Origin of the sequence: Bradyrhizobium sp. STM 3566 (assembly GCF_045571445.1) — a bacterium.
In the GTDB taxonomy this organism is placed as follows: Bacteria; Pseudomonadota; Alphaproteobacteria; order Rhizobiales; family Xanthobacteraceae; genus Bradyrhizobium; species Bradyrhizobium vignae.
Genome location: NZ_CP120692.1, coordinates 3,877,082 through 3,898,505 on the forward strand (window position 1 = coordinate 3,877,082; position 21,424 = coordinate 3,898,505).

The 21,424-nt window shown below is 63.8% G+C and carries 24 protein-coding genes; 16 read left to right on the forward strand and 8 right to left on the reverse strand.

The window, feature by feature from the left end; all coding sequences use genetic code 11:
• The first annotated feature begins 17 nt into the window (after positions 1 to 17).
• On the forward strand, positions 18 to 944 hold the full coding sequence (locus P6U27_RS18570; protein ID WP_407194375.1) for a dihydrodipicolinate synthase family protein: 927 nt from the start codon (positions 18 to 20) through the stop codon (positions 942 to 944).
• A gap of 143 nt (positions 945 to 1,087) precedes the next feature.
• Here the strand turns inward: P6U27_RS18570 and P6U27_RS18575 are convergent, their stop codons facing one another.
• Genes P6U27_RS18575 through P6U27_RS18590 form a run of 4 tightly spaced genes read right to left on the reverse strand, consistent with a single transcriptional unit; the run spans position 1,088 to position 6,820 of the window.
• Positions 1,088 to 1,999 carry a hydroxymethylglutaryl-CoA lyase gene (locus P6U27_RS18575; RefSeq protein ID WP_407194376.1) on the reverse strand — a complete coding sequence of 304 codons (912 nt, stop codon included), beginning with the start codon at positions 1,997 to 1,999 and terminating at the stop codon, positions 1,088 to 1,090.
• Between the two features lies 1 nt (position 2,000).
• Positions 2,001 to 4,016, reverse strand: a complete 2,016-nt coding sequence (locus P6U27_RS18580; RefSeq protein WP_407194377.1) for an acetyl/propionyl/methylcrotonyl-CoA carboxylase subunit alpha — start codon at positions 4,014 to 4,016, stop codon at positions 2,001 to 2,003.
• Positions 4,017 to 4,020: 4 nt separating this feature from the next.
• Positions 4,021 to 5,625, reverse strand: coding sequence for a carboxyl transferase domain-containing protein (locus P6U27_RS18585; RefSeq protein WP_407194378.1), 1,605 nt, complete (start codon positions 5,623 to 5,625; stop codon positions 4,021 to 4,023).
• A 22-nt stretch (positions 5,626 to 5,647) separates the two neighbouring features.
• The gene (locus P6U27_RS18590; protein WP_164937079.1) at positions 5,648 to 6,820 is read right to left on the reverse strand and encodes an isovaleryl-CoA dehydrogenase; all 1,173 of its coding nucleotides are present in this window, start codon (positions 6,818 to 6,820) and stop codon (positions 5,648 to 5,650) included.
• A gap of 112 nt (positions 6,821 to 6,932) precedes the next feature.
• Between P6U27_RS18590 and P6U27_RS18595 the strand changes: the two genes are divergently transcribed.
• Positions 6,933 to 7,961 carry an AraC family transcriptional regulator gene (locus P6U27_RS18595; protein WP_407194379.1) on the forward strand — a complete coding sequence of 343 codons (1,029 nt, stop codon included), beginning with the start codon at positions 6,933 to 6,935 and terminating at the stop codon, positions 7,959 to 7,961.
• Between the two features lie 88 nt (positions 7,962 to 8,049).
• On the opposite strand, the gene P6U27_RS18600 is transcribed toward P6U27_RS18595, so the two are convergent.
• The 3 genes from P6U27_RS18600 to P6U27_RS18610 form a co-directional block, all read right to left on the reverse strand.
• On the reverse strand, positions 8,050 to 8,346 hold the full coding sequence (locus P6U27_RS18600; RefSeq protein WP_407194380.1) for a DUF3551 domain-containing protein: 297 nt from the start codon (positions 8,344 to 8,346) through the stop codon (positions 8,050 to 8,052).
• A 220-nt stretch (positions 8,347 to 8,566) separates the two neighbouring features.
• Entirely contained in the window at positions 8,567 to 9,061 is a 495-nt protein-coding gene (locus tag P6U27_RS18605) for an Lrp/AsnC family transcriptional regulator (RefSeq protein ID WP_407194381.1), read from the reverse strand.
• Positions 9,062 to 9,215: 154 nt separating this feature from the next.
• Positions 9,216 to 9,521: an ETC complex I subunit gene (locus P6U27_RS18610; RefSeq protein WP_129144831.1), complete on the reverse strand. Its 306-nt coding sequence runs from the start codon at positions 9,519 to 9,521 to the stop codon at positions 9,216 to 9,218.
• Positions 9,522 to 9,775: 254 nt separating this feature from the next.
• On the opposite strand from P6U27_RS18610, the gene P6U27_RS18615 reads away from it, so the two are divergent.
• Positions 9,776 to 10,948 (forward strand): OpgC domain-containing protein, encoded by a 1,173-nt coding sequence (locus P6U27_RS18615; protein WP_122403330.1) that lies wholly within the window; start codon positions 9,776 to 9,778, stop codon positions 10,946 to 10,948.
• 12 nt (positions 10,949 to 10,960) lie between these two features.
• On the opposite strand, the gene P6U27_RS18620 is transcribed toward P6U27_RS18615, so the two are convergent.
• Positions 10,961 to 11,155 (reverse strand): hypothetical protein, encoded by a 195-nt coding sequence (locus P6U27_RS18620; RefSeq protein WP_122403331.1) that lies wholly within the window; start codon positions 11,153 to 11,155, stop codon positions 10,961 to 10,963.
• A 771-nt stretch (positions 11,156 to 11,926) separates the two neighbouring features.
• Here P6U27_RS18620 and P6U27_RS18625 point away from each other — a divergent pair.
• From P6U27_RS18625 to P6U27_RS18685, 13 genes are all read left to right on the forward strand, one after another.
• Positions 11,927 to 12,148 carry an RNA-binding protein gene (locus P6U27_RS18625; RefSeq protein WP_407194382.1) on the forward strand — a complete coding sequence of 74 codons (222 nt, stop codon included), beginning with the start codon at positions 11,927 to 11,929 and terminating at the stop codon, positions 12,146 to 12,148.
• 250 nt (positions 12,149 to 12,398) lie between these two features.
• Positions 12,399 to 13,715, forward strand: coding sequence for a tyrosine-type recombinase/integrase (locus P6U27_RS18630; RefSeq protein WP_407194383.1), 1,317 nt, complete (start codon positions 12,399 to 12,401; stop codon positions 13,713 to 13,715).
• A gap of 2 nt (positions 13,716 to 13,717) precedes the next feature.
• Positions 13,718 to 14,077, forward strand: coding sequence for a hypothetical protein (locus tag P6U27_RS18635; protein WP_407194384.1), 360 nt, complete (start codon positions 13,718 to 13,720; stop codon positions 14,075 to 14,077).
• Positions 14,078 to 14,191: 114 nt separating this feature from the next.
• Positions 14,192 to 14,407, forward strand: coding sequence for a hypothetical protein (locus P6U27_RS18640; RefSeq protein WP_407194385.1), 216 nt, complete (start codon positions 14,192 to 14,194; stop codon positions 14,405 to 14,407).
• Between the two features lie 135 nt (positions 14,408 to 14,542).
• A complete protein-coding gene (locus P6U27_RS18645) occupies positions 14,543 to 16,012 on the forward strand; it encodes a DEAD/DEAH box helicase (RefSeq protein WP_407194386.1) in 1,470 nt (489 codons plus the stop codon).
• The gene (locus P6U27_RS18650; protein WP_407194387.1) at positions 16,003 to 16,926 is read left to right on the forward strand and encodes a toprim domain-containing protein; all 924 of its coding nucleotides are present in this window, start codon (positions 16,003 to 16,005) and stop codon (positions 16,924 to 16,926) included. Before P6U27_RS18645 ends, P6U27_RS18650 begins: the two co-directional genes overlap by 10 nt.
• Entirely contained in the window at positions 16,923 to 17,519 is a 597-nt protein-coding gene (locus tag P6U27_RS18655) for a hypothetical protein (RefSeq protein ID WP_407194388.1), read from the forward strand. The genes P6U27_RS18650 and P6U27_RS18655 overlap by 4 nt, the downstream gene beginning before the upstream one ends.
• A gap of 766 nt (positions 17,520 to 18,285) precedes the next feature.
• Positions 18,286 to 18,678 carry a helix-turn-helix domain-containing protein gene (locus P6U27_RS18660; protein ID WP_407194389.1) on the forward strand — a complete coding sequence of 131 codons (393 nt, stop codon included), beginning with the start codon at positions 18,286 to 18,288 and terminating at the stop codon, positions 18,676 to 18,678.
• Entirely contained in the window at positions 18,675 to 18,851 is a 177-nt protein-coding gene (locus P6U27_RS18665; protein WP_407194390.1) for a hypothetical protein, read from the forward strand. The genes P6U27_RS18660 and P6U27_RS18665 overlap by 4 nt, the downstream gene beginning before the upstream one ends.
• Complete coding sequence (locus P6U27_RS18670; RefSeq protein ID WP_407194391.1) at positions 18,848 to 19,480, forward strand: hypothetical protein; 633 nt, start codon at positions 18,848 to 18,850, stop codon at positions 19,478 to 19,480. The genes P6U27_RS18665 and P6U27_RS18670 overlap by 4 nt, the downstream gene beginning before the upstream one ends.
• Positions 19,477 to 19,881, forward strand: coding sequence for a hypothetical protein (locus tag P6U27_RS18675; RefSeq protein WP_407194392.1), 405 nt, complete (start codon positions 19,477 to 19,479; stop codon positions 19,879 to 19,881). The genes P6U27_RS18670 and P6U27_RS18675 overlap by 4 nt, the downstream gene beginning before the upstream one ends.
• A gap of 2 nt (positions 19,882 to 19,883) precedes the next feature.
• Positions 19,884 to 20,123 carry a hypothetical protein gene (locus P6U27_RS18680; protein ID WP_407194393.1) on the forward strand — a complete coding sequence of 80 codons (240 nt, stop codon included), beginning with the start codon at positions 19,884 to 19,886 and terminating at the stop codon, positions 20,121 to 20,123.
• The gene (locus tag P6U27_RS18685) at positions 20,120 to 21,421 is read left to right on the forward strand and encodes a hypothetical protein (RefSeq protein WP_407194394.1); all 1,302 of its coding nucleotides are present in this window, start codon (positions 20,120 to 20,122) and stop codon (positions 21,419 to 21,421) included. The genes P6U27_RS18680 and P6U27_RS18685 overlap by 4 nt, the downstream gene beginning before the upstream one ends.
• The last annotated feature ends 3 nt before the right edge of the window (positions 21,422 to 21,424 follow it).

The following is a 21,424-nucleotide window of genomic DNA, read 5'->3' on the forward strand; positions in this document are numbered from 1 at the left end:
TCAATCGGAGCCAAACAATGAGCCCACGCATCTCCTGGGAAGGGGTCTTCCCGGCCGTTACCACGCAATTCAACGACGACCTGTCGCTCAATATCGAGGCGACCGCCAAGGTCATGGACGGCCTGATCCGCGACGGCGTCTCCGGCCTGATCGTCTGCGGCTCGGTCGGCGAGAACACCTCGCTGGAGCGCAAGGAGAAGGTCGCGATCATGGAGGCGGCGAAGTCGGTCGCGGCCGGCCGCGTGCCCGTGCTGTGCGGCATCGCCGAATTCACCACGGCCTTCGCAGTCGAGACCGCCAAGGAAGCCGCACGTGTCGGCATCGACGGCGTGATGGTGATGCCGGCCCTGGTCTACTCCTCCAAGCCGCACGAGACCGCCGCGCATTTCCGCGCCGTCGCCAGCGCGACTGACCTGCCGGTGATGCTCTACAACAATCCGCCGATCTACAAGAACGACGTCACGCCGGACGTCCTGGCCTCGCTCGCCGACGTCGAAACCGTCGTGTGCTTCAAGGATTCCTCCGGCGACACGCGCCGCTTCATCGACACCCGCAACATGGTCGGCGACCGCTTCGTGCTGTTCGCGGGCCTCGACGACGTCATCGTCGAGAGCGTCGCGATGGGTGCCGTGGGCTGGGTCTCCGGCATGTCGAATGCGTTCCCGCGCGAGGGCGAGACGCTGTTCCGTCTCGCCAAGGCCGGCCGCTTTGCCGAGGCGATGCCGCTCTACGAATGGTTCATGCCGCTCCTGCATCTCGATGCCCGCCCGGACCTCGTCCAGTGCATCAAGCTGTGCGAGCACATCATGGGCCGTGGCACCGCGCTGACCCGCCCGCCGCGCCTGGCGTTGCTGCCGCACGAGAAGGCCGAGGTCGAGACCATGATGGCCAAGGCGCTCAAGAACCGTCCGCGCCTGCCGGATGTCGGGCTGAAGGCGGCCTGACGAAAGCTCTCTCAGTCGTCATTGCGAGGAGCGCTTGCGACGAAGCAATCCAGGGTTGCTCCGCGGAGGGATTCTGGATTGCCTCGCGGAGCCTGTCATCGGGCCGCGCTCGCGCGGACCCGTTGGCTCGCAATGACGGAGAACTAGGAGACCGCTCGCCTCTTCTTCGCATTCAGCGCGGACGCCACGCGGCTTGCGGGCGGCTTGCCGAGCACGCCGCTCATCGCGTTGGTCGCCGCCAGCAGCCGGTCCATATCGACGCCGGTCCTGATGCCCATACCCTCGAGCATGTAAACGACATCCTCGGTCGCGACGTTGCCAGTCGCGCCCGGCGCATAGGGACAGCCGCCGAGGCCGCCGGCGGCAGCGTCGATGACGCGGACGCCCTCCTCCATCCCGGCATAGAGATTGGCGAGCGCCTGCCCGTAGGTGTCGTGGAAATGCATCGCGAGCTTGCCGACGGGAATGTTGGCGCTGACCGCGCGCAGCATCTCTTTTGCCTTGCTGGGCGTACCGACGCCGATGGTGTCGCCGAGCGAGATCTCGTAGCAGCCGAGCTCGAACAGCGTGCTCGCGAGGTCGGCGACCGCCTTTGGCTCGATCTCGCCGTCGAACGGACAGCCCAGCACGCAGGAGATATAGCCGCGCACCTTGACGCCGTCCGCCTTGGCGCGCGCCAGCACAGGCTTGAACCGCCCGATGGACTCCGCAATCGTACAGTTGATGTTGGCGCGCGAGAAGCCTTCCGAGGCCGCCGCGAACACGGAGACGACTTTCGCGCCCGCGGCACGTGCGGCGTCATAGCCCTTCTCGTTCGGCACCAGCACGTGGAATTCGGCGCCCTTCACATGCGCGACGCCGCGCAGCACGGCATCCGAGCTTGCCATCTGCGGGATCGCCTTGGGCGAGACGAAGGCGCCGACCTCGACCGTATCGAGGCCGGCCGCAACCAGCGCCTCGATGAAGGCTATGCGGGCCTCGACACTGACTGATGTCTTCTCGTTCTGGAGGCCGTCGCGCGGCCCCATCTCGATGATGCGGACGGAATCGCTCATGTCACTCTCCTGCCGGCTCGACCACGGCAAGCTCCACGCCCTCCTGCACGATATCGCCGACCTTGCACTTGATGGACTTCAGCACACCCGCATAGGGCGCCCGCAGCGTCTGCTCCATCTTCATCACTTCGAGAGTCAGGATCGGCGCGCCCTTGTCGAGCTTGGCGCCTTCCTCGGCGAGCACGGCGACGACCGTGCCCGGCAAGGGTGCCGCGATCTTGTCTTCGCCGACATGCTCCTCGCTCTCGCCGCCGAACGGATCGACCCAGTGCAGGTCGAACCGGCCGTTGCGGGTGCGCAGATACAATTCATGGCCGTCGATCACGGCAGCGACGGACGATTTGACGCCGTCGAGCGTGAGATCGAAGCCACCGTCCTTCGCCGCGATCGTGAAGGCGAGCTCGCGTTCGCCGATCAGCAGCGTCGAGGGGCCACTGCCGTAGTTCAGCGAGATCTTCTGCTCCGGCCCATGACCAACACCATGCCCGACACGGAAGGCAAAGCTGCGCTGGCGTCGGCCGACCGGCTGCCAGCCGAAGGTCTGCCAGGGTGAATTTGCCTGCGCACGCGCGGCCTGCTGCTCCTCGTTGACGACAGCGGCCACCGCGGCGCAGAGTTCGAGCTCTCCGGGCGCCGGCGCAGCCTGCGTCAACACCGCCAGCTCGCGCTCGATGAAGCCAGTGTCGACCGCATTCGTCCACACCTTCGGATGCGTCATCAGTGCCGACAGGAACGGGATGTTGGTGACGATGCCGCGAACGTCGGTCTCTTCCAGCCCGCGGTTCAGCCGCTCGATCGCCACGTCCCGCGTCGGTCCCCAGGCGATCATCTTGGCCAGCATGGCGTCATAGTACGGCGAGACCGCATCGCCTTCGCGATAGCCGGCGTCGATGCGCAAGCCCCCGGTCTCCGCCGGCAGCCGCCAGGTCGAGATCCTGCCGACCGACGGCATGAAGTTCTTGGTCGGGTTCTCGGCATAGACGCGCGCTTCGACCGCATGGCCGTTGAGCCGGATCTCGTCTTGCTTGAGCGGCAGCGCCTCGCCGAAGGCGACCCGCAGCTGCCATTCGACGAGGTCGATCCCGGTGATCAGCTCGGTCACGGGATGCTCGACCTGCAGACGCGTGTTCATCTCGATGAAGAACACGTCCTTGCCGTCGGAGACGAACTCGATGGTGCCGGCGCCAACATAGTTGACCGCGCCCGCCGCCTTTCGGGCGGCGGCGCAGACCGTTTCGCGTTGCGCGGCGTTGAGCGTCGGCGACGGCGCCTCCTCGATCACCTTCTGGTGCCGGCGCTGCAACGTGCATTCGCGCTCGAACAGCGACAAGAGATTGCCGTGGCTGTCGCCGATCACTTGCACCTCGATATGCCGGGGATTGTCGACATACTTTTCGATCAGCATGCGATCATCGCCGAACGCGGCCAGGGCCTCGCGCTTGGCGCTGACGATCGCAACCCCGAGCTCGGCCGCCGAACGCACGATCCGCATGCCGCGGCCGCCACCGCCGGCGGAGGCCTTCACCAGGACGGGAAAGCCGATCTTCTCGGCCGCCTTCGACAGCGTCGCCTCGTCCTGGGCCTCACCATGATAACCGGGCACCAGCGGCACGCCGGCCTTCTCCATCAGCTCCTTGGAACCGGACTTCGAGCCCATTGCCGTCATCATCCCGGCGGTCGGGCCGACGAAGACGAGCCCCGCATCGAGGCAGGCCCGCGCGAATTCGGCATTCTCCGACAGGAAGCCGTAGCCGGGGTGCACAGCTTCCGCGCCGGTCTTGCGCGCGGCCTCGATCAGCCGCTCGACGTTGAGATAGCTGTCGCGGGCGCGTGCCGGCCCGAGCAGCACGGCTTCGTCGGCGAGCGCGACATGCATCGCGTCGCGGTCGGCCTCCGAATAGACGGCGACCGTGCGCAGGCCCATGGCGCGTGCGGTGCGGATGACGCGGCAGGCGATCTCGCCGCGGTTGGCGATCAGGAGCGTGCGAAACGGCCGGTAGAGCTTCGAGCGGTCCATCACATCACATCCTGAACAGGCCGAATTTCGTCGGCTCGATCGGCGCATTCGACGCCGCCGAGAGGCCGAGCCCGAGCACGAGGCGCGTGTCGGCCGGGTCGATGACGCCGTCGTCCCACAGACGCGCGGTCGCGTAATACGGGTGCCCCTGGCTCTCATATTGCGCGCGGATGGGCTCGCGGAATTTATCTTCCTCTTCCCTGGACCAGCTATCGCCCTTGGCCTCGATGTTGTCGCGCCGCACCTGGCTCAGCACCATAGAGGCCTGCTCGCCGCCCATCACCGAGATGCGCGCATTCGGCCACATCCAGAGGAAGCGCGGCGAGTAGGCGCGGCCGCACATGCCGTAATTGCCGGCGCCGTAGGAGCCGCCGATCACGATGGTGAATTTCGGCACCGAGGCGGTCGCAACCGCCGTGACCAGCTTGGCGCCGTCACGCGCGATGCCGCCAGCCTCGTATTTCTTGCCGACCATGAAGCCCGTGATGTTCTGCAGGAACACCAGCGGAATGCCGCGCTGGCAGCACAGCTCGATGAAATGCGCGCCCTTCAGCGAGCTCTCGCTGAACAGGATGCCGTTGTTGGCGATGATGCCGACAGGAAACCCCCAGATATGGGCGAAGCCGCACACCAGCGTCGTGCCGTAGAGTTTCTTGAACTCGTCGAACTCGGAGCCGTCGACGATGCGGGCGATGATGTCGCGCACGTCGAATGGCTTTCTGCCGTCCACGGGCACCACGCCATAAATCTCCTCAGCGGCAAACAGCGGCTCACGCGGCGGGTGCATGTTGAGGTTCGGCCGCGCGGAAGGCTTGAGCGTGCCGACGATGCGCCGGGCGATGCCGATCGCATGGGCATCGTTCTGAGCGTAATGATCGGTCACGCCCGATTGCCGCGAATGCACGTCTGCGCCACCGAGCTCCTCCGCGCTGACGACCTCGCCGGTCGCGGCCTTCACCAGCGGCGGGCCGCCGAGGAAGATGGTGCCTTGATTGCGCACGATGATGCTCTCGTCCGACATCGCGGGAACATAGGCGCCGCCGGCAGTGCAGGAGCCCATGACGATCGCGATCTGCGGAATGCCCTGCGAGGACATCTGCGCCTGGTTGTAGAAGATGCGGCCGAAATGCCGCTCGTCCGGGAAGATCTCGTCCTGGAGCGGCAGGAAGGCGCCGCCGGAATCGACCATGTAGACGCAGGGAAGATTGTTCTGTCGCGCGATATCCTGGGCGCGCAGATGCTTCTTCACCGTCATCGGATAATAGGTGCCGCCCTTGATGGTGGCATCGTTGGCGACGATCACGCATTCGCGCCCTGAAATGCGCCCGACCCCCGTGACGACGCTCGCCGAATGCACGTCGCCGCCATAGAGGCCGTAGGCCGCGAGCGGCGACAGCTCCAGGAACGAGGTGCCGGGATCGACCAAGAGATCGACGCGCTGGCGCGCCAACATCTTGCCCCGCGCGGTGTGGCGGTTGCGCGAGGCCTCACCACCGCCGCCGGCGACCTGGCTCAGCTTCTCGCGCAAATCCGCGACGAGCGCGCGCATGGCTTCGGCGTTACGTGCAAAGTCTGACGAAGACGGATCGATGCTGGAATGGAGCGGCATGATGATTCCAATGAGGTGAACGTTAAGCCGTCTCGGCCATCAGCTCGCGGCCGATCAGCATGCGGCGCACCTCGGACGTACCGGCGCCGATCTCGTAGAGTTTCGCGTCGCGCCAGAGACGCCCCACGGGGAATTCGCTGGTGTAGCCGACCCCGCCGAGGGCCTGGATCGCCTCGCCCGCCATCCACGTCGCCTTCTCCGCCGAATAGAGGATCGCAGCCGCCGCATCCTTGCGCAGGGTGCGCGCGTGATCGGCGCGGTCGCAGGCGCGCCCCACCGCATAGACATAGGCGCGCGTGGCCTGCCAGGTCGAATACATGTCGGCGAGCTTGCCCTGCATCAGCTGGAAGTCGCCGATCGGCTGGCCGAACTGCTTGCGCTCGTGCATGTAGGGCACGACGGCATCCATGCAGGCCGCCATGATCCCGAGCGGGCCGCCCGAGAGCACCGCGCGCTCATAGTCGAGGCCGGACATCAGCACCTTGACGCCCTCGCCCACCTTGCCGAGCACGTTCTCCTCTGGCACCTCGCATTCGTCGAAGAACAGAGGATAGGTGTTGGAGCCGCGCATGCCGAGCTTGTCGAGATGCTGACCGTGGGTGAAGCCTTTGAAGCCCTTCTCGATCAGGAAGGCCGTCATGCCGCGCGGGCCCGCCTCCGGATCGGTCTTCGCATAGACGACGAGCACGTCGGCGTCGCCGCCATTGGTGATCCACATCTTCGAGCCGTTGAGCACGTAGCGGTCGCCGCGCTTGTCGGCGCGCAGCTTCATCGAGACGACGTCGGAGCCGGCACCGGGCTCGGACATCGCAAGCGCGCCGACATACTCGCCGGAAATCAGCTTGGGCAGATAGCGCTGCCGCTGCGCGTCGTTGCCATTGCGACGGATCTGGTTGACGCAGAGATTGGAATGGGCGCCGTAGGACAGCCCCACGGCAGCCGAGCCGCGCGAAATCTCCTCCATGGCGACAATATGGGCGAGGTAGCCCATGTTGGACCCGCCATATTGCTCCGGCGCGGTCATGCCGAGCAGGCCAAGGTCGCCAAGGCGCTTCCAGAGGTCTGCTGGGAACAGGTTGGCTTTCTCGATCTCCGCGGCGCGCGGGGTGATCTCCGCCTCCACGAAGGAGCGAACCGTGTCGCGCAGCAGGCTGATGTCTTCGCCTAGATCGAAATCGATGCTCGGAATGTTCAAGGCGATTCCTCCGTGTTTTGGGGTCCGAACCTAGCCCGGTCCGGGCCCTCTTGCAGTCGAAAAGGTTGCATTTTCCGCCAAACTTGGCGAGGATTTTCCTGAGGGAATTCCGATGCCTTTTCAAGCCGCCACCGCGGTCCCGCGCCGCGCCGTGACTCCCGCCGCCTTCGTCCGCGGCGTGGTCGCCGCCTATGAACGATACGGCCGCGATCCCGCGGAGGCGCTGAGCCGGGGTCAAGTCCCGCCGGACCTTCTCAATTCTCCGGATGGGAGGGTCACCGCGGCCCAGTTCGAGGCGCTGGCAGGCCACGCCATGCGCGAGCTCGACGACGAGGCGCTCGGCTGGTTTTCCCGCCGGCTGCCCTGGGGCACCTATGGCATGCTGTGCCGCGCCTCCATCACCGCGCCGACGCTGGAGGTCGCGATGAAGCGCTGGTGCAGGCATCACCGCCTGGTCACCGATGACGTGCTGCTCGATCTCGAGGTTGGCGAAGAGACCGCAATCGTTTCGATCCGTGAGCTGCGCGACCTCGGGCCGTTGCGCGAGTTCTGCCTGGTCACCCTGTTCCGCTACGTGCTCGGCTTCTCGTGTTGGGCCGTCGACTCCCAGATCGCGCTCCGCGCGGCTGAATTCCCCTACCCCGAGCCCGGCCACGTCTCGGTCTATCCGACCATCTTTTGCAGGAACGTCCGCTTCGACGCGGCCAATGCCCGCATCGTCTTCGACAAGCACTATCTATCGCTGCCGCTCGCGCGCAGCGCCACCGATCTCGACAACATGCTCGAGGGCGCGCTCAGGCTGACCGTGCTGCCCTACCGGCGGGACCGGCTGCTGGTCGAGCGTGTCCGCCGCGTGCTGCGCAATGCGCGTGGACGGATCCTCGGCGCCGAGGACGTGGCGAGCGAACTCGCACTCTCCACCCGCACCATGCATCGTCGCCTGCGCGAGGAGTCCACCTCGCTGCGCGACCTCAAGGAAGAAGCAAAATTCGAGCTGGCAAAACAGGAGCTGATGCGCGGCCGCACCCCGATCAAGCGCATCGCGGAGATCGCCGGCTTCCGCAACGAGAAGAGTTTTTCGCGCGCCTTCCGCAGCTGGACCGGCACAAGCCCGCGCGAGTTTCGCGGCCGGTATCGGTGAGGCACGCAGGCGCGCGACGTCAAAAAGTTGCGGCCCCCGCGATGCCTCGGAGGCCGCGACATTTCAGGGCTCGACAAGATTTCAGGCGTCAGTTCGAATTGGTCTGCCCGCCCGACCGAAGCTTGCGCGACTGCGTCTGCTTCGGCTGAAAGGCGAACGCGTCGTTCGAGGTCTTGGAGGCGCCGCTCTGCGAGCAGATGCCGCCGATGCCGCCGGCCGCTGCCCGGCATGCTTCCATCGTCGGATAGCCGCAGCCATGCGCCGCCTGGGCACCGTTGGTGATGCAGTATTCTTCGGCCTGTGCTGCGGGGGTGGTCATCATGAGAAACGCAGATGCAAACAGCGTCGCGGCCGATGCGACGAACGCCTTCGAAATCGATGTCATGGTGTCTTTTCCTGCTTCAGGGTCCCACAAAAAAGTCCTCGGCATGCCAGGCACGCGGAGGTTCACGCCTTGGATCTAGGCCGGCCCAGGGACCCGACAATCACGGCTCAGCGCATTGCAGGGCTTCGCAAATCACATGTCACAGTTAGGTGACTAACTCATGCACAATAATTCGGATTGCGTGAAATGCCGAGCGGTCCGTACGGATGTCTCGAGATCCCTATCCCGCCGGCGCCGCTACCGCGACCTCCTGCAACGGCAGCGGCACATCCTTCGCGACGCCCAGCACGGGGAAGCTGCGGACGTTCTTCACGTTCGGCATCGCGGCGAAATGCAGGAGCTGCTGGCGCATGCTCTCGACGCTGGGCGCGACGCACTTCAAGAGATAATCGGTGTCGCCCGAAATCCGCCAGCACTGCTGGATGCGCGGGATCGCGGCGATCGAGTTCTCGAACGTCTCCAGCACCGGCTGGGCCTGACTGCCGAGCTGGATCGAGACGAACGACACCACCTCATAGCCGAGCAACCGCTCGTCGATGACGGCGCGCACCGCCCGGATGACGCCCCGGCTGAACAGCGATTTCAGCCGCCGCAGGCAGTTCGGCGCCGACACGCCGACCCGCAGTGCCAGCTCGTTGTTGCGCACCCGCCCGTCCTGCTGCAGTTCGGATAGTATCTTCAGATCGACGCCGTCGAGCTGGTCACGCCCCGCCATACCCCACCTCGCCATGAGCTCGTCATGGCCCCAGCGAAGCACGCAGCGGAATTGATGCCAAGGGGTGCTGGCCACCGATGCGACGTTGTCACGTACGGGCGGAATGCCTCTCCGCCATCAAGCCGGGCTTGTCCCGCCGGCGGCCGCCCGCCCCTCAATGCGTCCAGGGCTCGCCGCGACGGAACGAGAAATTGTCGGCATAGGCAACCGGCCGGCGGATCGACTCCTGCGGCTCGACCACCTGGTAGGCGATGCCCTTGCGCTCGCAATAGGCGATAGCCTCTTCCTTGGAGTGGAAGCGCAGTGTGATCTGCTGCTTCATGTCGCTCGACGAGGTCCAACCCATCAGCGGCTCGACCGAGCGCGGCTGCTCCGGCTCGTAGTCGAGCTGCCATTCCTTCGTCTTCGACCGGCCGGATTGCATCGCGTTCTTGGCGGGCTTGAAAATGCGTGCGGTCATGGCTGGTCCGGGCCTCTTCGTCTTTTCGTTCGATTTCGATGCGTCACGGTGGCAGTTGGTGGAAATCTCGGGGATAGTATAGAGAAACCGATCGGGAACTGATCGGTGATTCCGGCTCCCCGGCACCTCACCAACGGTATAGTCATTATGCTGCACCGTGACAATTGCGTACCCGCCTCCGGCGCCGGTATCCCGCCCGGCGGCACCGCCTCGCCGACACCAGCGTATCCGTCCCCTTCGAAAGCTCCCGTCGCATGGCCTTCCTGAACATCAACGCCACGCTCCCTGAAAAGGGCCGTGATCTCAGGCTCGACCTGTTTCGCGGTGTCGCGAACTGGGCGATCTTTCTCGACCATATCCCCGACAATGTCGTGAACTGGATCACGACCCGCAACTACGGCTTTTCCGACGCGGCCGATCTGTTCGTCTTCATCTCCGGCTATACCGCCTCCTTCGTCTATGCGCGGATGATGCTGGAGCGCGGCTTCGTCGTCGGCGCCACGCGGCTGACCAAGCGGGTCTGGCAGCTTTATGTCGCCCACATCATCCTGTTCGTGATCTACATCGCCTCGATCAGCTATCTCGCGCTGCGCTTCGGCGATTCCGAGATGATCAACGAGTTCAACGTCGCCGGCCTCGTCGACAATGCCACCGAGACGCTGCGCCAGGGCCTGTTCCTGCGCTTCAAGCCGCTCAATCTCGACGTGCTGCCTCTCTACATCGTGCTGATGGGCCTGTTTCCGCCGGTGCTGTGGTTCATGCTGCGCAAGCCCGACCTGACGATGGCGCTGTCGATCGTGCTATGGCTCGCCGCGCGCCACTTCGGCTGGAATCTGAACGCCTATCCGGCCGGCCAGTGGTACTTCAACCCCTATTGCTGGCAGGTGCTGTTCGTGTTCGGCGCCTGGTGCGCGATGGGCGGGGCCCGGCGCTCGATGGCGCTGATCAATTCGCCAATTACCCTGTGGGCCTGCCTCGGCTATCTCTTGTTCGCGCTGGTCATGACCATGGCCGGCCGCTTCCCCGCTCTCGGCGGCATGCTCCCGGAATGGCTGTTCGCGGCCTTCAACCCCAACGACAAGACCAATCTTGCACCGTACCGCTTCCTCCATTTCGTGGTGATCGTGATCCTGGTGATCCGCTTCGTGCCGAAGGAGTGGCCGGGACTGGAGTGGAGGGTGTTCGACCCCTTGATCGTGTGCGGCCAGCAGTCGCTCGCCGTGTTCTGCGTCGGCGTGTTCCTGTCCTTCGTCGGCCATTTCGAGCTGTCGATGAGTTCGGGCTCGCTGCTCGCGCAGATTTTCGTCAGCATCGCCGGGATCGCGATCATGACGACGGTGGCCTATTACATCTCGTGGTCGAAGAAGCAGGACAAGCCGCTGAAGCCGCCACCGGCCAAGCCGGCCGCAGAGGCGAAGGCGGCCTGAGAGAGGCGGCCCCTACGCCGCCTCTTCGCCGTCGAACTCCGTGAACTTCTTGTAGATCCATTCGCGGCCGTCGTGGCGGCGCCAGACCTTGCCGACAACGAACTGCCCATTGATGGAGCGGCGCGGCACGATCACGGTCCAGAGGTGCCAGATCTCCGTCCAGCTCGACTGCGGGCCGACGGTCTTGAGGTCAAGATCAAAAGACATGGGACAGAACTCGCTGGCGCAGAACTCAACTGATACGCGCGCTGCGACGAACCATGATCTGTGGTCGCACAGAAGGGCAGCCCATCGCGAGCCGGGTCCGAGCTGATAACAGCCACCCAAGCGGCCGCAACAGCCGCTCGCCTTTAACCTAACCGATCAACCTTACTTCTTGGGATGGATCGGCGCGATCGGTTGAAAGCCGGCGCCGGCTTTTCTAGAATATACGTGATTTGAGAACGAGCGCACTATTTCAGCGCACGGTGATTTTCGAGCTGACGTCGGGCTTTGCCAGCAATCGGACGTTTGCAAAAAAAAAGTTGATTTGCGGGGAACAACGACAATGAAATTGCAATGTGCACGCCTGCGCCTCGCGTTGCGAATGGCGCCCGCGCCGATCGTGAGAACGCCGTCACAGGAGCCGCCGCAAGCCGCCAACGACAGCCAGGCGGTCTGGTCCTTCGTCCCGTTTCCGCCCGGCTGGCACGCGTCGAGCTGACCAGCGCGGCCGGAAAAGCGCAACGCCGCGCAAGCGGAATATCATCGCTTGGCGGCGTCCGTTTAGACATTGGGCGCTGAAATCCCCAATGCAGATATGTCTATGGCGACGCGCAAAGGTTCGATGCGGCTTTGCTGATGCCGCGCGAAGCGGACGGCAGGACGTGAAAAATCCCGGGCGGGCGCCTTTCTGGCCCTCACCTCGCAACCTATCCCCGAGATACGAGTTGCCACTTTTTCCCGCATGCCCAAATCCACTCGAGCCGGAGCGCGGCCGTGAATTTTCGCGAACCAGCAGTGATCCATCACCAGCAACCCGCAAGTGAGAGCGAGGCGGTGGGTCAGATCGAGATCCAGGAGAATGTGACCGACACGCCGGAGGCTGGAAGCTCCCTGTTCGCCATCTGCGGGATAGGCGTGGCCGGATTGGTGATGCTGGGGTGGATCTGCGCTCTCGCCTGGATCGCCTGGCGCATCGTCGGTTGGATGCTGTCTTGAGGATGTGCGCCTCCGAGGAACGGACGTGGCGCTCAACCTCGGGACTGGTCGGGGCAGCTGGATTCGAACCAACGACCTGCAGTACCCAAAACAGGGCGCGCGTCGAGCACGAGCGAGCAAAGGGGTGCATAGCGCGATATTGCCCCTTGCAAAGCACCGATTTCATTGAGATACCAGCAGTCAGCTAGAGCATAGAAGAGCGCAGACGAGCACCTGCTATCTTCCCATGTTCTTCCCAGAGGGGATAGTGATGAAGCTGACGGCAAAAAATCTGCATCAGGCGCAGCTCGAGCCAGGCGTTTCCGACAAGATCTTTTTCGATGATGAGATCGCCGGCTTTGGCATCCGCGTTCGCGCCGGCGGCTCGCGGAATTGGGTGTTCCAGTACATGCTCGGCGACAAACAGCGCCGCATGTCTCTCGGCCCGGCGACACCGGAGAGCTTCAAGTCGAGGAAGGGCCCCGACGGCAAGCCCCTTCTCGGCATCCGCGATCGCGTGATGCAGCTGTCGCTCGACGTGAAGCACGGCAAAGACCCCCAGGGGGAGAAGGTCGAGAGCCGGACGCGGGCGAGCGACACCTTCGAAACCGTGGCCGCCGACTATCTAGCGGCGAAAAAGGCGTCGACTCGGCCCGGAACCTACGAGGAGACTGAGCGCCACATCCTGAAGCACGCTCGCCCCTTGAACCGGCTGCAAGTCGGCAAGATTCAGCGCCGCGACATCGCTGGCCTGCTCGGCACCATCAGGACAAACAGCGGGCCCGTCGCCGCCAACCGTGTGAGGTCGACCCTGTCGGACTTCTTCGCCTGGTCGATCGGCGAAGGCATCGCCGAGCTCAACCCCGTGTTGGGAACCAACAAGACCGAGGAGACAAGCCGCGAACGCGTGCTGAAGGACTTCGAGCTTCGCTTGATCTGGAAACATGCCGGCAACGATGACCACGGCACCATCCTCAAGTTGATGATGCTCACCGGTCAACGTGCAGACGAAATCGCGAACCTCAGCCGCTCCGAGCTCGCGAAGGTGGAGGTCCCGAAGAAGCGGGGCGAGGATGGCGCTCCTGACCTGCCCGCCTATGAGATCGACGCAATCGACCTGCCGGCGGAGCGAACAAAGAACAAGCGTCCTCACATCGTGCCGCTATCGGCTCCGGCAAAGGCGCTGCTCGACGCGCGGCCGCTGCGCGCGAACGGCGACGGCAAACCCCGCGAATTCGTATTCGGCATAGGGCAGCGCGGCTTCTCCGGGTGGTCACGGAGCAAGGAACGTCTCGACGAGCGCATCGCGAAAGACCTGGGCCGGCCGTTGGAGCACTGGCGGCCGCACGACCTGCGCCGGACCATGTCGACCAAGATGAATGACGAACTCGACGTCCTGCCCCATGTCGTCGAGGCTATCCTGAATCACGTCTCGTCCGTGCAGAGTGGCAAGAAGGGCGTCGGCGGCACCTATAACAAAGCGCTGTATCTCCGCGAACGCGTCGTCGCGCTGCGCCGCTGGGCCGATCATCTCGCCCACATCGTGAACGAACAGCCAGAGAAAGCGGCTGCCACCGCGGAGGCGTGACGATGGCCGATGACGAACCGTTCTCCTATGAGAAAACAACCGATCCCTATGGGTGGGCCAAGCGCAAGGCCATGAACCTGTTTTTAGAGATTCGCGAGGTCATTGGCGAGAAAAACGCTCGGCATGTGTTTGCAATCTGGGGCACACCGCCATCACAGGAACGGCTCAACGAAATCGAAAACATGGGTCAGATCGATCGCCTTGACATCGAGTTCAAGGGGAACGTCAAGGCTTTCGCGCGAGCCTTTGCGGCGGAAAACTTCAAGGACCCTACCCCTGAAGAAATTGCCAATGTTGAGCGGCAAATTCGCCGCCTCAATGCGAAGAGGAAGAAGAATCCCTTTTGGCCCCAGCAGGGGTGACAATTCTTTGGCGGGATTGTCACCTGACCGTTCAAGCAAAAATTTGACAGCTTATTAAGGCGCCCACGCCCGTGGCCTCCTCCGTGCACGAATAAGCACAGGAGCGCAGGCACCATGACCCCCGAGCAGATTGAGAAGATCAACCGCACCGCAGCGTTGCCCGACGATTGCGTGATCGACGATCCGCTGGCGGCTCTCATGCTCAATATGTCGGTGTGGACGCTGCGCCGTAATAACCCGGTGCCGGCCGTTCAGTTGACCACCCGCAAGCGCGGGCGCCGTCTCGGCAACATTCGCCAGCGCATCCGCGGCGAACTCTCTGCATCCTAAACAAACACGACCCGCGCGCGAGGTCTTCGCACCGGGCCGTGGGAACGCTTGCAGCTTGCCGACCGCCAAATCAGCGAAGCTGTCGTAATCGTTCCTGACGCCGTTCGCAAGGCCCGCCCGCCGAAAGGCACAGCCATGGGCGCGACCCTCCGTCCTCATCAGGTCCACCTTCAGGATGCAATCGAACGCGCGATTAGCGCGGGCTGCCGGCGCATCATGGGCCAGGCACCGACCGGTTTCGGCAAAACCATCCTCGCATCCACGACCGCCGGCAAGATCCTCGACGCCGGCAAGCGCATGATCTTCGTGGTCCCGGCGCTGTCTCTCATCGACCAGACCGTCGAGAAGTTCTACCGCGCAGGTATCTACGACGTCGGTGTAATCCAGGCCGACCACATGCTGACCAACTACGCGCGACCGATTCAGATCGCGAGCGTGCAGACGCTTCAGCGCCGCACCATTCCGCGCGCCGATCTCGTGATGATCGACGAGGCCCACCGCTGGTACGACTTCTATGCAGACTGGATGTCGCGGCCGGAATGGGCCGATGTCCCCTTCATCGGCCTGTCGGCAACGCCGTGGACGCGCGGCATCGGCAAGCATTTCGACAAGCTGATTATCGGCTCGACAACGGCCGAGCTCATCGAAGCTGGATATCTCGCGGACTTCCGCGTCTTTGCCCCCTCCTCGCCTGATCTGACGGGCGTCCGAACCGTCGCCGGCGATTATCACGAAGGTGATTTGTCCAAAGCGATGGACAAGTCCGGGCTCGTCGCCGACGTGATCGATACGTGGAAGGAACGCGGCCGCGGCCGCCCAACGCTCTGCTTTGCGGTCGACCGTGTACATGCCAAAAACCTGCAGCAAAAGTTCTGCGCGGCAGGCGTTGTCGCCGAGTACATCGATGCCTACACCAAGGCACCTGAGCGTGAAGCGATCGCCCGGCGCTTTCACGCTGGCGAAGTCGAGATCGTTTGCAATGTCGGATGTCTCACCACCGGCATCGACTGGGATGTTCGCTGCATCATCCTCGCCCGTCCGACCAAGTCGGAGATGCTCTTCGTCCAGATGATCGGCCGCGGTCTCCGCACCGCCGACGGCAAGGACGACTGCCTGATCCTCGATCACAGCGACAACCACCTGCGGCTCGGCTTCGTCACCGACATCCATCACGACAAGCTCGATGATGGTCGCGAGCGGCAGAAGTCAGAGCCAAAGACCAAGGAAGCGCTGCCGAAGAAGTGCCCCAAGTGCACCTTCCTGAAGCCTCCGAAGACGCCGATTTGCCCGGCGTGCGGCTTCAAGCCCGAGCCAAAGTGCGATGTCGTCAACAAGGCCGGCGAGCTCATTGAACTGCGAACGCGCGATCAGAAGACGAAGGTCACGCACGCAGAGCGCGTCACGTTCTATTGCGAGCTGAAGCATTTCGCGGCCGCGCGCGGATACAAATCGGGATGGGTGGCGCACAAGTTCAAGGAGAAGTTCGGTTCATGGCCCACGGGGCTTGATGGATATCCCGCCGTCAAACCGACAGCCGCCACGCTCGGCTGGATCCGCTCCCGACAGATCGCCTACGCCAAGGCCCGGGGTGCGTCATGGCGCTGACACCCCTGTCCGAACGCGCGCGCGGGCGCTGGACGTCGATCCTCCCGGCCCTCGGCATCCACAAGAGCTACCTGAACGGCAAGAACGGTCCTTGCCCGCTCTGTCCGGACGGCGGCCGCGATCGCTGGCGGTTCGACAACAAGCGCGGTGATGGCACCTTCATCTGCAGCCAATGCGGCGCCGGCCAGGGCATCACGTTGGCACTGCGCTTCACCGGGCAGCCCTTCAAGGAATTGGCGCCGCGGATCGAGCGCATCCTGGGTGAAGCGCCTCATCTCGAGCAGATTGTCGTCCCCCGATCGGACGCGGACAATCGCGCATCCCTCAATCGTCTGTGGCAGGCCAGCCGGCCGGTGCAGCCGAGCGACCCGGTCGACCTGTGGATAACCGGGCGCGGCATTCATGTCGCCACCTATCCCCGGACGCTCCGCGCCGCGCCCAGGGTGCGCTATAGCGGCCCGCCGGTGTCGTGGCACCCGGCAATGCTCGCGATGGTGACGGACGCCTCCGGCAGGCCCGCGACGATCCATAAGACCTACATCAGCGCCGACGGCAGGAAGGCCGCGATCGAGAAGGTCCGCATGTTCTGCCCCGGCACGTTCCCGGCCGGCGGCGCGGTGCGGCTGACAGCCTCCTCCGACGAGCTCGGCATCGCCGAGGGCATCGAGACGGCCTTCGCGGCCATGCAGATGTTCGGTGTGCCGACCTGGGCGGCGCTGAACGCTGGGGGTGTGGAAAAGTTTGAACCGCCGCCCGAGGTCCGCCGCCTCGTGATCTACGGCGACAACGACCGCAACGGCACCGGCCAGCGGGCCGCCTACTCCCTTGCCTCTCGCCTGGCTGGCCGCCTTGCCGTGGACGTCCGGATTCCTGCGCGCACCGGCGATGACTGGAACGACGTGCTCCGCGCATGACTCGCCCTGCCCCGCACATCGTCAAGGCGAAGAAGCGCGAGATCCAGGTCCGCTACCGCCGCAAGTTCAACTACGCGCCGGTTCGGGTGGCTGAGATCGATCGCCTGCTGGTCAGCCGCTACGGCCAGCACCTGCCCAACGATGACGCCGGGCGCGACGACGCCCTGGTCATGGTGCACCACCTCGCCCAGATATCCGGCGACGCTCCGGCCCGTATTAGCCGCTGGCTGGCCAAGCGCGCCCCGTGGATGCCGCCGGACGAGATCGAGGCGCTGATGACCCGGGTGTTCGGGAAGCCTATCCGCTGGCGCGCCCCGACGCTCGGAAAGCGCATGCAGCTGACCTACGCCGAGCGCTGCCGCCTCCGCATCACGACCATTGCAGCCATCGACATCTCTCAGGCCGAGGTCGAGGCCCGGCGCGCCGAGAGCAAGCGCCTCGCGAAGGAAGCGAAGCGCAGGAAGGCCGGCGTGAAGCCGCGAGCCACCTATGAGGCCGCCTCAATCGGCCGCGGCGAGCCCTGGATCGCTGAGGGCATGTCGAGGGCGACGTGGTATCGCCGCCAGAAGCAGGCCGCGCCGCAGCTCCAATGAGCCCGCCGAGGGGTTTTCGCGCGCGCTTTCCCTACTACCTCCCCAAGCACTAAAGGACCCGTGTGCGCGGCAGTGCGCGCTACTTGCACGCGCGCGAGGAAATCGACCTATATGCTTGGGCCACACATTCTCATGCGTCGTGAGAAAGTCCGGCCCAAGCATAGAGATCTACATTGGTAGGGCCACACTTTCTCACGAGCAGATCACCAAGCTTTGGGTGACCTGTGCCGAGAAGTTTGTTGGAGGCTTAAGCGAACTCCGTCCTCACGCATCAAACGTAACCGCAAAAGTAGGCTTCACCCTCCGTGCTTTTTGCTCAAGCCATTGGCGGGACTCAGCCTTTCTACGTTCTGGCATCGGATCTGCGATGCTAACCGTTAGCGTAACAATTACCCCTACCCGCAGTCTTGTGGACTGGATGTAATCCTTTGCATTCTCTCGTATTTCCAGTTGCTTAATTGTGGTAGACATGACCTGCAAATCACCTTGGGAACGCCATGGGAAGATTGAGGCTACCAGAAGCGACCGCCGCCACCGGCGAAGGAACGGCGATGCTGCCGGCGAAGCGGCTGATCTCGTTGGCGCACTGCCTTGGAAGCCCTGGGGCCCCCTTTTCGATCGACGGGGGGTGGGGGGAAAATTCGCCGTCGTTGTCTAATTCGAGGTCCCCCTTCTTTTTCGCGGCGGCTCCAAAAAACCTGTTGCCCGAAGGTCACGCCGAAATTTGGCGGCACCGGTCCCGAGAAGCTCCCGTTCGGTGTGCAGCATGACTGATCCCTATCGCGAGAAGACGCGACAATTGTGGGGCCGGCCATCGCGCACAAAGCGTGAGCTAGTCGACCTGCTCCGCGCGCGCAAGGAAGCGTTGAATGTTTCGCACGAGACAGTCGACGCGATCGTGGGCTGGTCTGACCGGTTGTCGTCGAAAGTCTTGGCGCCGGCGCCGCGGAGGGGCCTGACGGGTGAGACGTTGCAAGCGGTGCTTGACGCGCTCGGCCTCGGCATAGCCGCGGTGATCCTGGTCGAGGATCCGGAGCAGACGGCCAAGATGCAGCACCGGTGGACGCAGCGCGGTGTGACGGGGCCCCGTCCTGTTGTGCGTTGTTTGGAAAATCATTGCGACGCAGAAATGGGCTCGACGAACACGGAGGTCGCATGAGCGGAAATCTCGACCATCAGATCATGCTGCGATTGGACAGCGCGGATCGCGCGGCGCTTGAACGGATAGCGGAATCGCAACACCGGAAATTGGCCAACCTGACGCGCTGCATCCTCAAGGACTTCATTGAGGCAGCAACGGCGGCTGAGGCCAAGAAGGGGCGTGCTGCGTGACCATTCTCTCCGGCTGGAAACCGACGCTCGTTCAGCCCTCGGCGCCGGCCGCTGCGCAACCGAAGCCGACGGCGGCCAGCACCACGGCCGAGGATGTTCCGTTCGATCCACCGGCGTTGACCGTGCCTTCGGTGCGCAAGCACCGTGCTGCACTGGAAGTTCAACTCGCCGGACTGAAGGCGGAGGTCCCGGCCGCACTGCTCGCGTCGGTGCGAAGCGAGCCTGGCGCCCGGGAAGCTATTTCCGCTCTGCGTCGGCAGATCCAGGATCTCGAGTTCGAAATCGACCGCAATGTCGACGCGGTGGAGTTGGCCGAGACCCAGGATGTCGCCGCGTATGCGGCATGGCGGAGGGCCGTGCACGCCCTCCCTCCGGAAGAAGCAATCCGTGGCATAGGCCGCGACACCTGCCCCAACCGTTGTCAGCGCGGGGTGCCCGCCGGCTGTGTGCTAGGCGGCGGCTGCGTTGGGACGGGTTCATCATGCTGGCATCCGGTCATCCAGGCCGACCTTTTCCACATCGATCAGTCAGGCCGCAAGCTTTCGCCCTTCCCCACTCATGAACGCGCTGCAGCCGTGTTCGGCGCGGCCTGCGAAAAACTCAAGGTCAAAGGAAAATTCGCATCATGACAACGACACTGTCACCGATCCAGGCCCGTGAAGCGCTCAACCAGAAAATGGCGGATAGCGCGTGGGCGGAGCGATACGAACAGGGCGATGCCACTGCGCGTCAGGAATTCAGCGAGCTGACGAGGGCTTCGGCTGCCGGCTCAGGCGCACAGTGGTCGATGGCCGGCGCAGATCTTTTGCGGTCGCGGGGCTTCTCACCGAGCGAAATTGAGAACTCCCTGTCGGGTAAAACTCCCAGCGACGATGAGTATCAGACCGCTCGTACGGCGAAGCAGTCCCTGATGTCGAGCAAGGATTTCCAGCAGCGCTATTCGGACGGCGAGCCAGACGCATTGGGCACTATCACAAGGCACAACGACGTCATCACCCGATGGGAAAGCGCGAACAGAGGGAGGTCGTAAACGTGATAATCCAGCATTCGTCCAAGCCGCACGAGGCGGCCTGCATCGCAGCGGAAGGCACCCGGCAGCAGGAAGTTGCGGCTGCAATCGCGGCTGGCGGCGGGAGCGCGACGGTTGCGGCAGCGGTGCGCACCGCAGAAATCAAGTTTTATCGCGCGATCCGCGACAGCGCGATCGCCAACGGGCAGCAATCAGCTCAGTTTTACCAGGCACTGCGGGATCTCGGGACGGGTGGCGCATGAGAAAGTTCTTCAGCATTCTTCTCGCCGCCGTTGCTTTGACCATGTCTCCGATCGAGGCGCTGGCGCAGCAATACCAGACGCTCCCGCCAAACAGCCTCGTCGCCAACAGCTCGAGCCAAACCAATCCCAGCCACGCGCTCAGTTTTTCTGAGCTCGAGAAAATCCTCAACCTCTACTCCTTAACTAGGGTTGGGAATACCGACTACACGATGAGTAACAAGGATCGTGTCGTCGCAACGGACTCGACGGCCTCCTGGGACATCCATACTTGGACGCTGCCGCGCGCAGTCGATTTCAATCCGGGTCAGCCGCTCTATGTCGCGGATCTCGGATCCAAGATTACCGGAGCCAAGCCGCTTACGATCGTTATGGATCTGAACGACAGGATCAACGGCAGCAACTCGCCGATTGTGCTGAACTCGGCCAACAGCGCATACGTCTTTATTTCTGATGGCTATGGCAACTGGTTGGCCCAGGCTCTCACATCGTCCAGCGTCATTCCAGCCGCTACGTTGCTTGCCAACCCTGCGGGCAGCGCGGCTGTCCCGACCCCTGTTTCACTCGATACGACGTTTCAGTTTTCCGGCTCCGCTCTACAGATCGCGCCGAGCTCTGTTGCGAACAGCAAGCTGGCGTCGATGGTGGACGGTACGATCAAATCGAACATCTCGGGAAGCGCCGCCGGGCCCGCCGACAATTCGATTTCCGCTGTCCTCGACAAGCTTCTCGGGACCACGCAAGGGAGCGTCATCTATCGTGATGCTTCGACATGGGCCGCTCTTAGCCCCGGCAGTTCAGGGCAACTTCTTTCGTCCGGTGGCGCGGGTGCAAATCCGTCGTGGATCACCGCTTCCGGAACCGGAACGGTCACCAGCATCACGTGCTTTGGTTCGGCGATCACAACGACCGGCACTTGCGCAACGGCTGCGACAAAGGCGGATCAGCAGACGGCCACCAGCACAACCGCAGTGGTCACGCCCTCTCAGCAGCAGAGTCATCCGAGCGCGGCCAAGGCGTGGGTTCGCTTCACGGGTGCCAGCGGAGCGATAAGCCAAGCCTACAACGTCGCAAGCGTGACGCGCTCTTTGGCAGGATCTTATACTCTAAATTTCTCGACTGCCTTCGCGAACACGAACTACACCTGCGTCGGAGCTATCGAGGACAGCAGCAGCAACGGAATCGTCAAAGGCGCTTCAAGCGGGCGTTCAGGAAGTGCGAACCCGATCTTCGCGGTGAACCTGGCCGGAACGGCCTACGATCCTGCCACCGTGGAGGTCGCATGTTTTGGCGCGCAGTGAAGC

Bases quoted from the DNA above. Each gene is read 5' to 3' on its own strand.
- P6U27_RS18620 (WP_122403331.1), bottom strand. From the start codon at position 11,155: ATGTCTTTTGATCTTGACCTCAAGACCGTCGGCCCGCAGTCGAGCTGG.
- P6U27_RS18600 (WP_407194380.1), bottom strand. From the start codon at position 8,346: ATGACATCGATTTCGAAGGCGTTCGTCGCATCGGCCGCGACGCTGTTT.
- P6U27_RS18570 (WP_407194375.1), top strand. From the start codon at position 18: ATGAGCCCACGCATCTCCTGGGAAGGGGTCTTCCCGGCCGTTACCACG.
- P6U27_RS18585 (WP_407194378.1), bottom strand. From the start codon at position 5,625: ATGCCGCTCCATTCCAGCATCGATCCGTCTTCGTCAGACTTTGCACGT.
- P6U27_RS18635 (WP_407194384.1), top strand. From the start codon at position 13,718: ATGGCCGATGACGAACCGTTCTCCTATGAGAAAACAACCGATCCCTAT.
- P6U27_RS18610 (WP_129144831.1), bottom strand. From the start codon at position 9,521: ATGACCGCACGCATTTTCAAGCCCGCCAAGAACGCGATGCAATCCGGC.
- P6U27_RS18665 (WP_407194390.1), top strand. From the start codon at position 18,675: ATGAGCGGAAATCTCGACCATCAGATCATGCTGCGATTGGACAGCGCG.
- P6U27_RS18615 (WP_122403330.1), top strand. From the start codon at position 9,776: ATGGCCTTCCTGAACATCAACGCCACGCTCCCTGAAAAGGGCCGTGAT.
- P6U27_RS18685 (WP_407194394.1), top strand. From the start codon at position 20,120: ATGAGAAAGTTCTTCAGCATTCTTCTCGCCGCCGTTGCTTTGACCATG.
- P6U27_RS18630 (WP_407194383.1), top strand. From the start codon at position 12,399: ATGAAGCTGACGGCAAAAAATCTGCATCAGGCGCAGCTCGAGCCAGGC.
- P6U27_RS18595 (WP_407194379.1), top strand. From the start codon at position 6,933: ATGCCTTTTCAAGCCGCCACCGCGGTCCCGCGCCGCGCCGTGACTCCC.
- P6U27_RS18650 (WP_407194387.1), top strand. From the start codon at position 16,003: ATGGCGCTGACACCCCTGTCCGAACGCGCGCGCGGGCGCTGGACGTCG.
- P6U27_RS18580 (WP_407194377.1), bottom strand. From the start codon at position 4,016: ATGGACCGCTCGAAGCTCTACCGGCCGTTTCGCACGCTCCTGATCGCC.
- P6U27_RS18660 (WP_407194389.1), top strand. From the start codon at position 18,286: ATGACTGATCCCTATCGCGAGAAGACGCGACAATTGTGGGGCCGGCCA.
- P6U27_RS18640 (WP_407194385.1), top strand. From the start codon at position 14,192: ATGACCCCCGAGCAGATTGAGAAGATCAACCGCACCGCAGCGTTGCCC.
- P6U27_RS18655 (WP_407194388.1), top strand. From the start codon at position 16,923: ATGACTCGCCCTGCCCCGCACATCGTCAAGGCGAAGAAGCGCGAGATC.
- P6U27_RS18605 (WP_407194381.1), bottom strand. From the start codon at position 9,061: ATGGCGGGGCGTGACCAGCTCGACGGCGTCGATCTGAAGATACTATCC.
- P6U27_RS18675 (WP_407194392.1), top strand. From the start codon at position 19,477: ATGACAACGACACTGTCACCGATCCAGGCCCGTGAAGCGCTCAACCAG.
- P6U27_RS18645 (WP_407194386.1), top strand. From the start codon at position 14,543: ATGGGCGCGACCCTCCGTCCTCATCAGGTCCACCTTCAGGATGCAATC.
- P6U27_RS18575 (WP_407194376.1), bottom strand. From the start codon at position 1,999: ATGAGCGATTCCGTCCGCATCATCGAGATGGGGCCGCGCGACGGCCTC.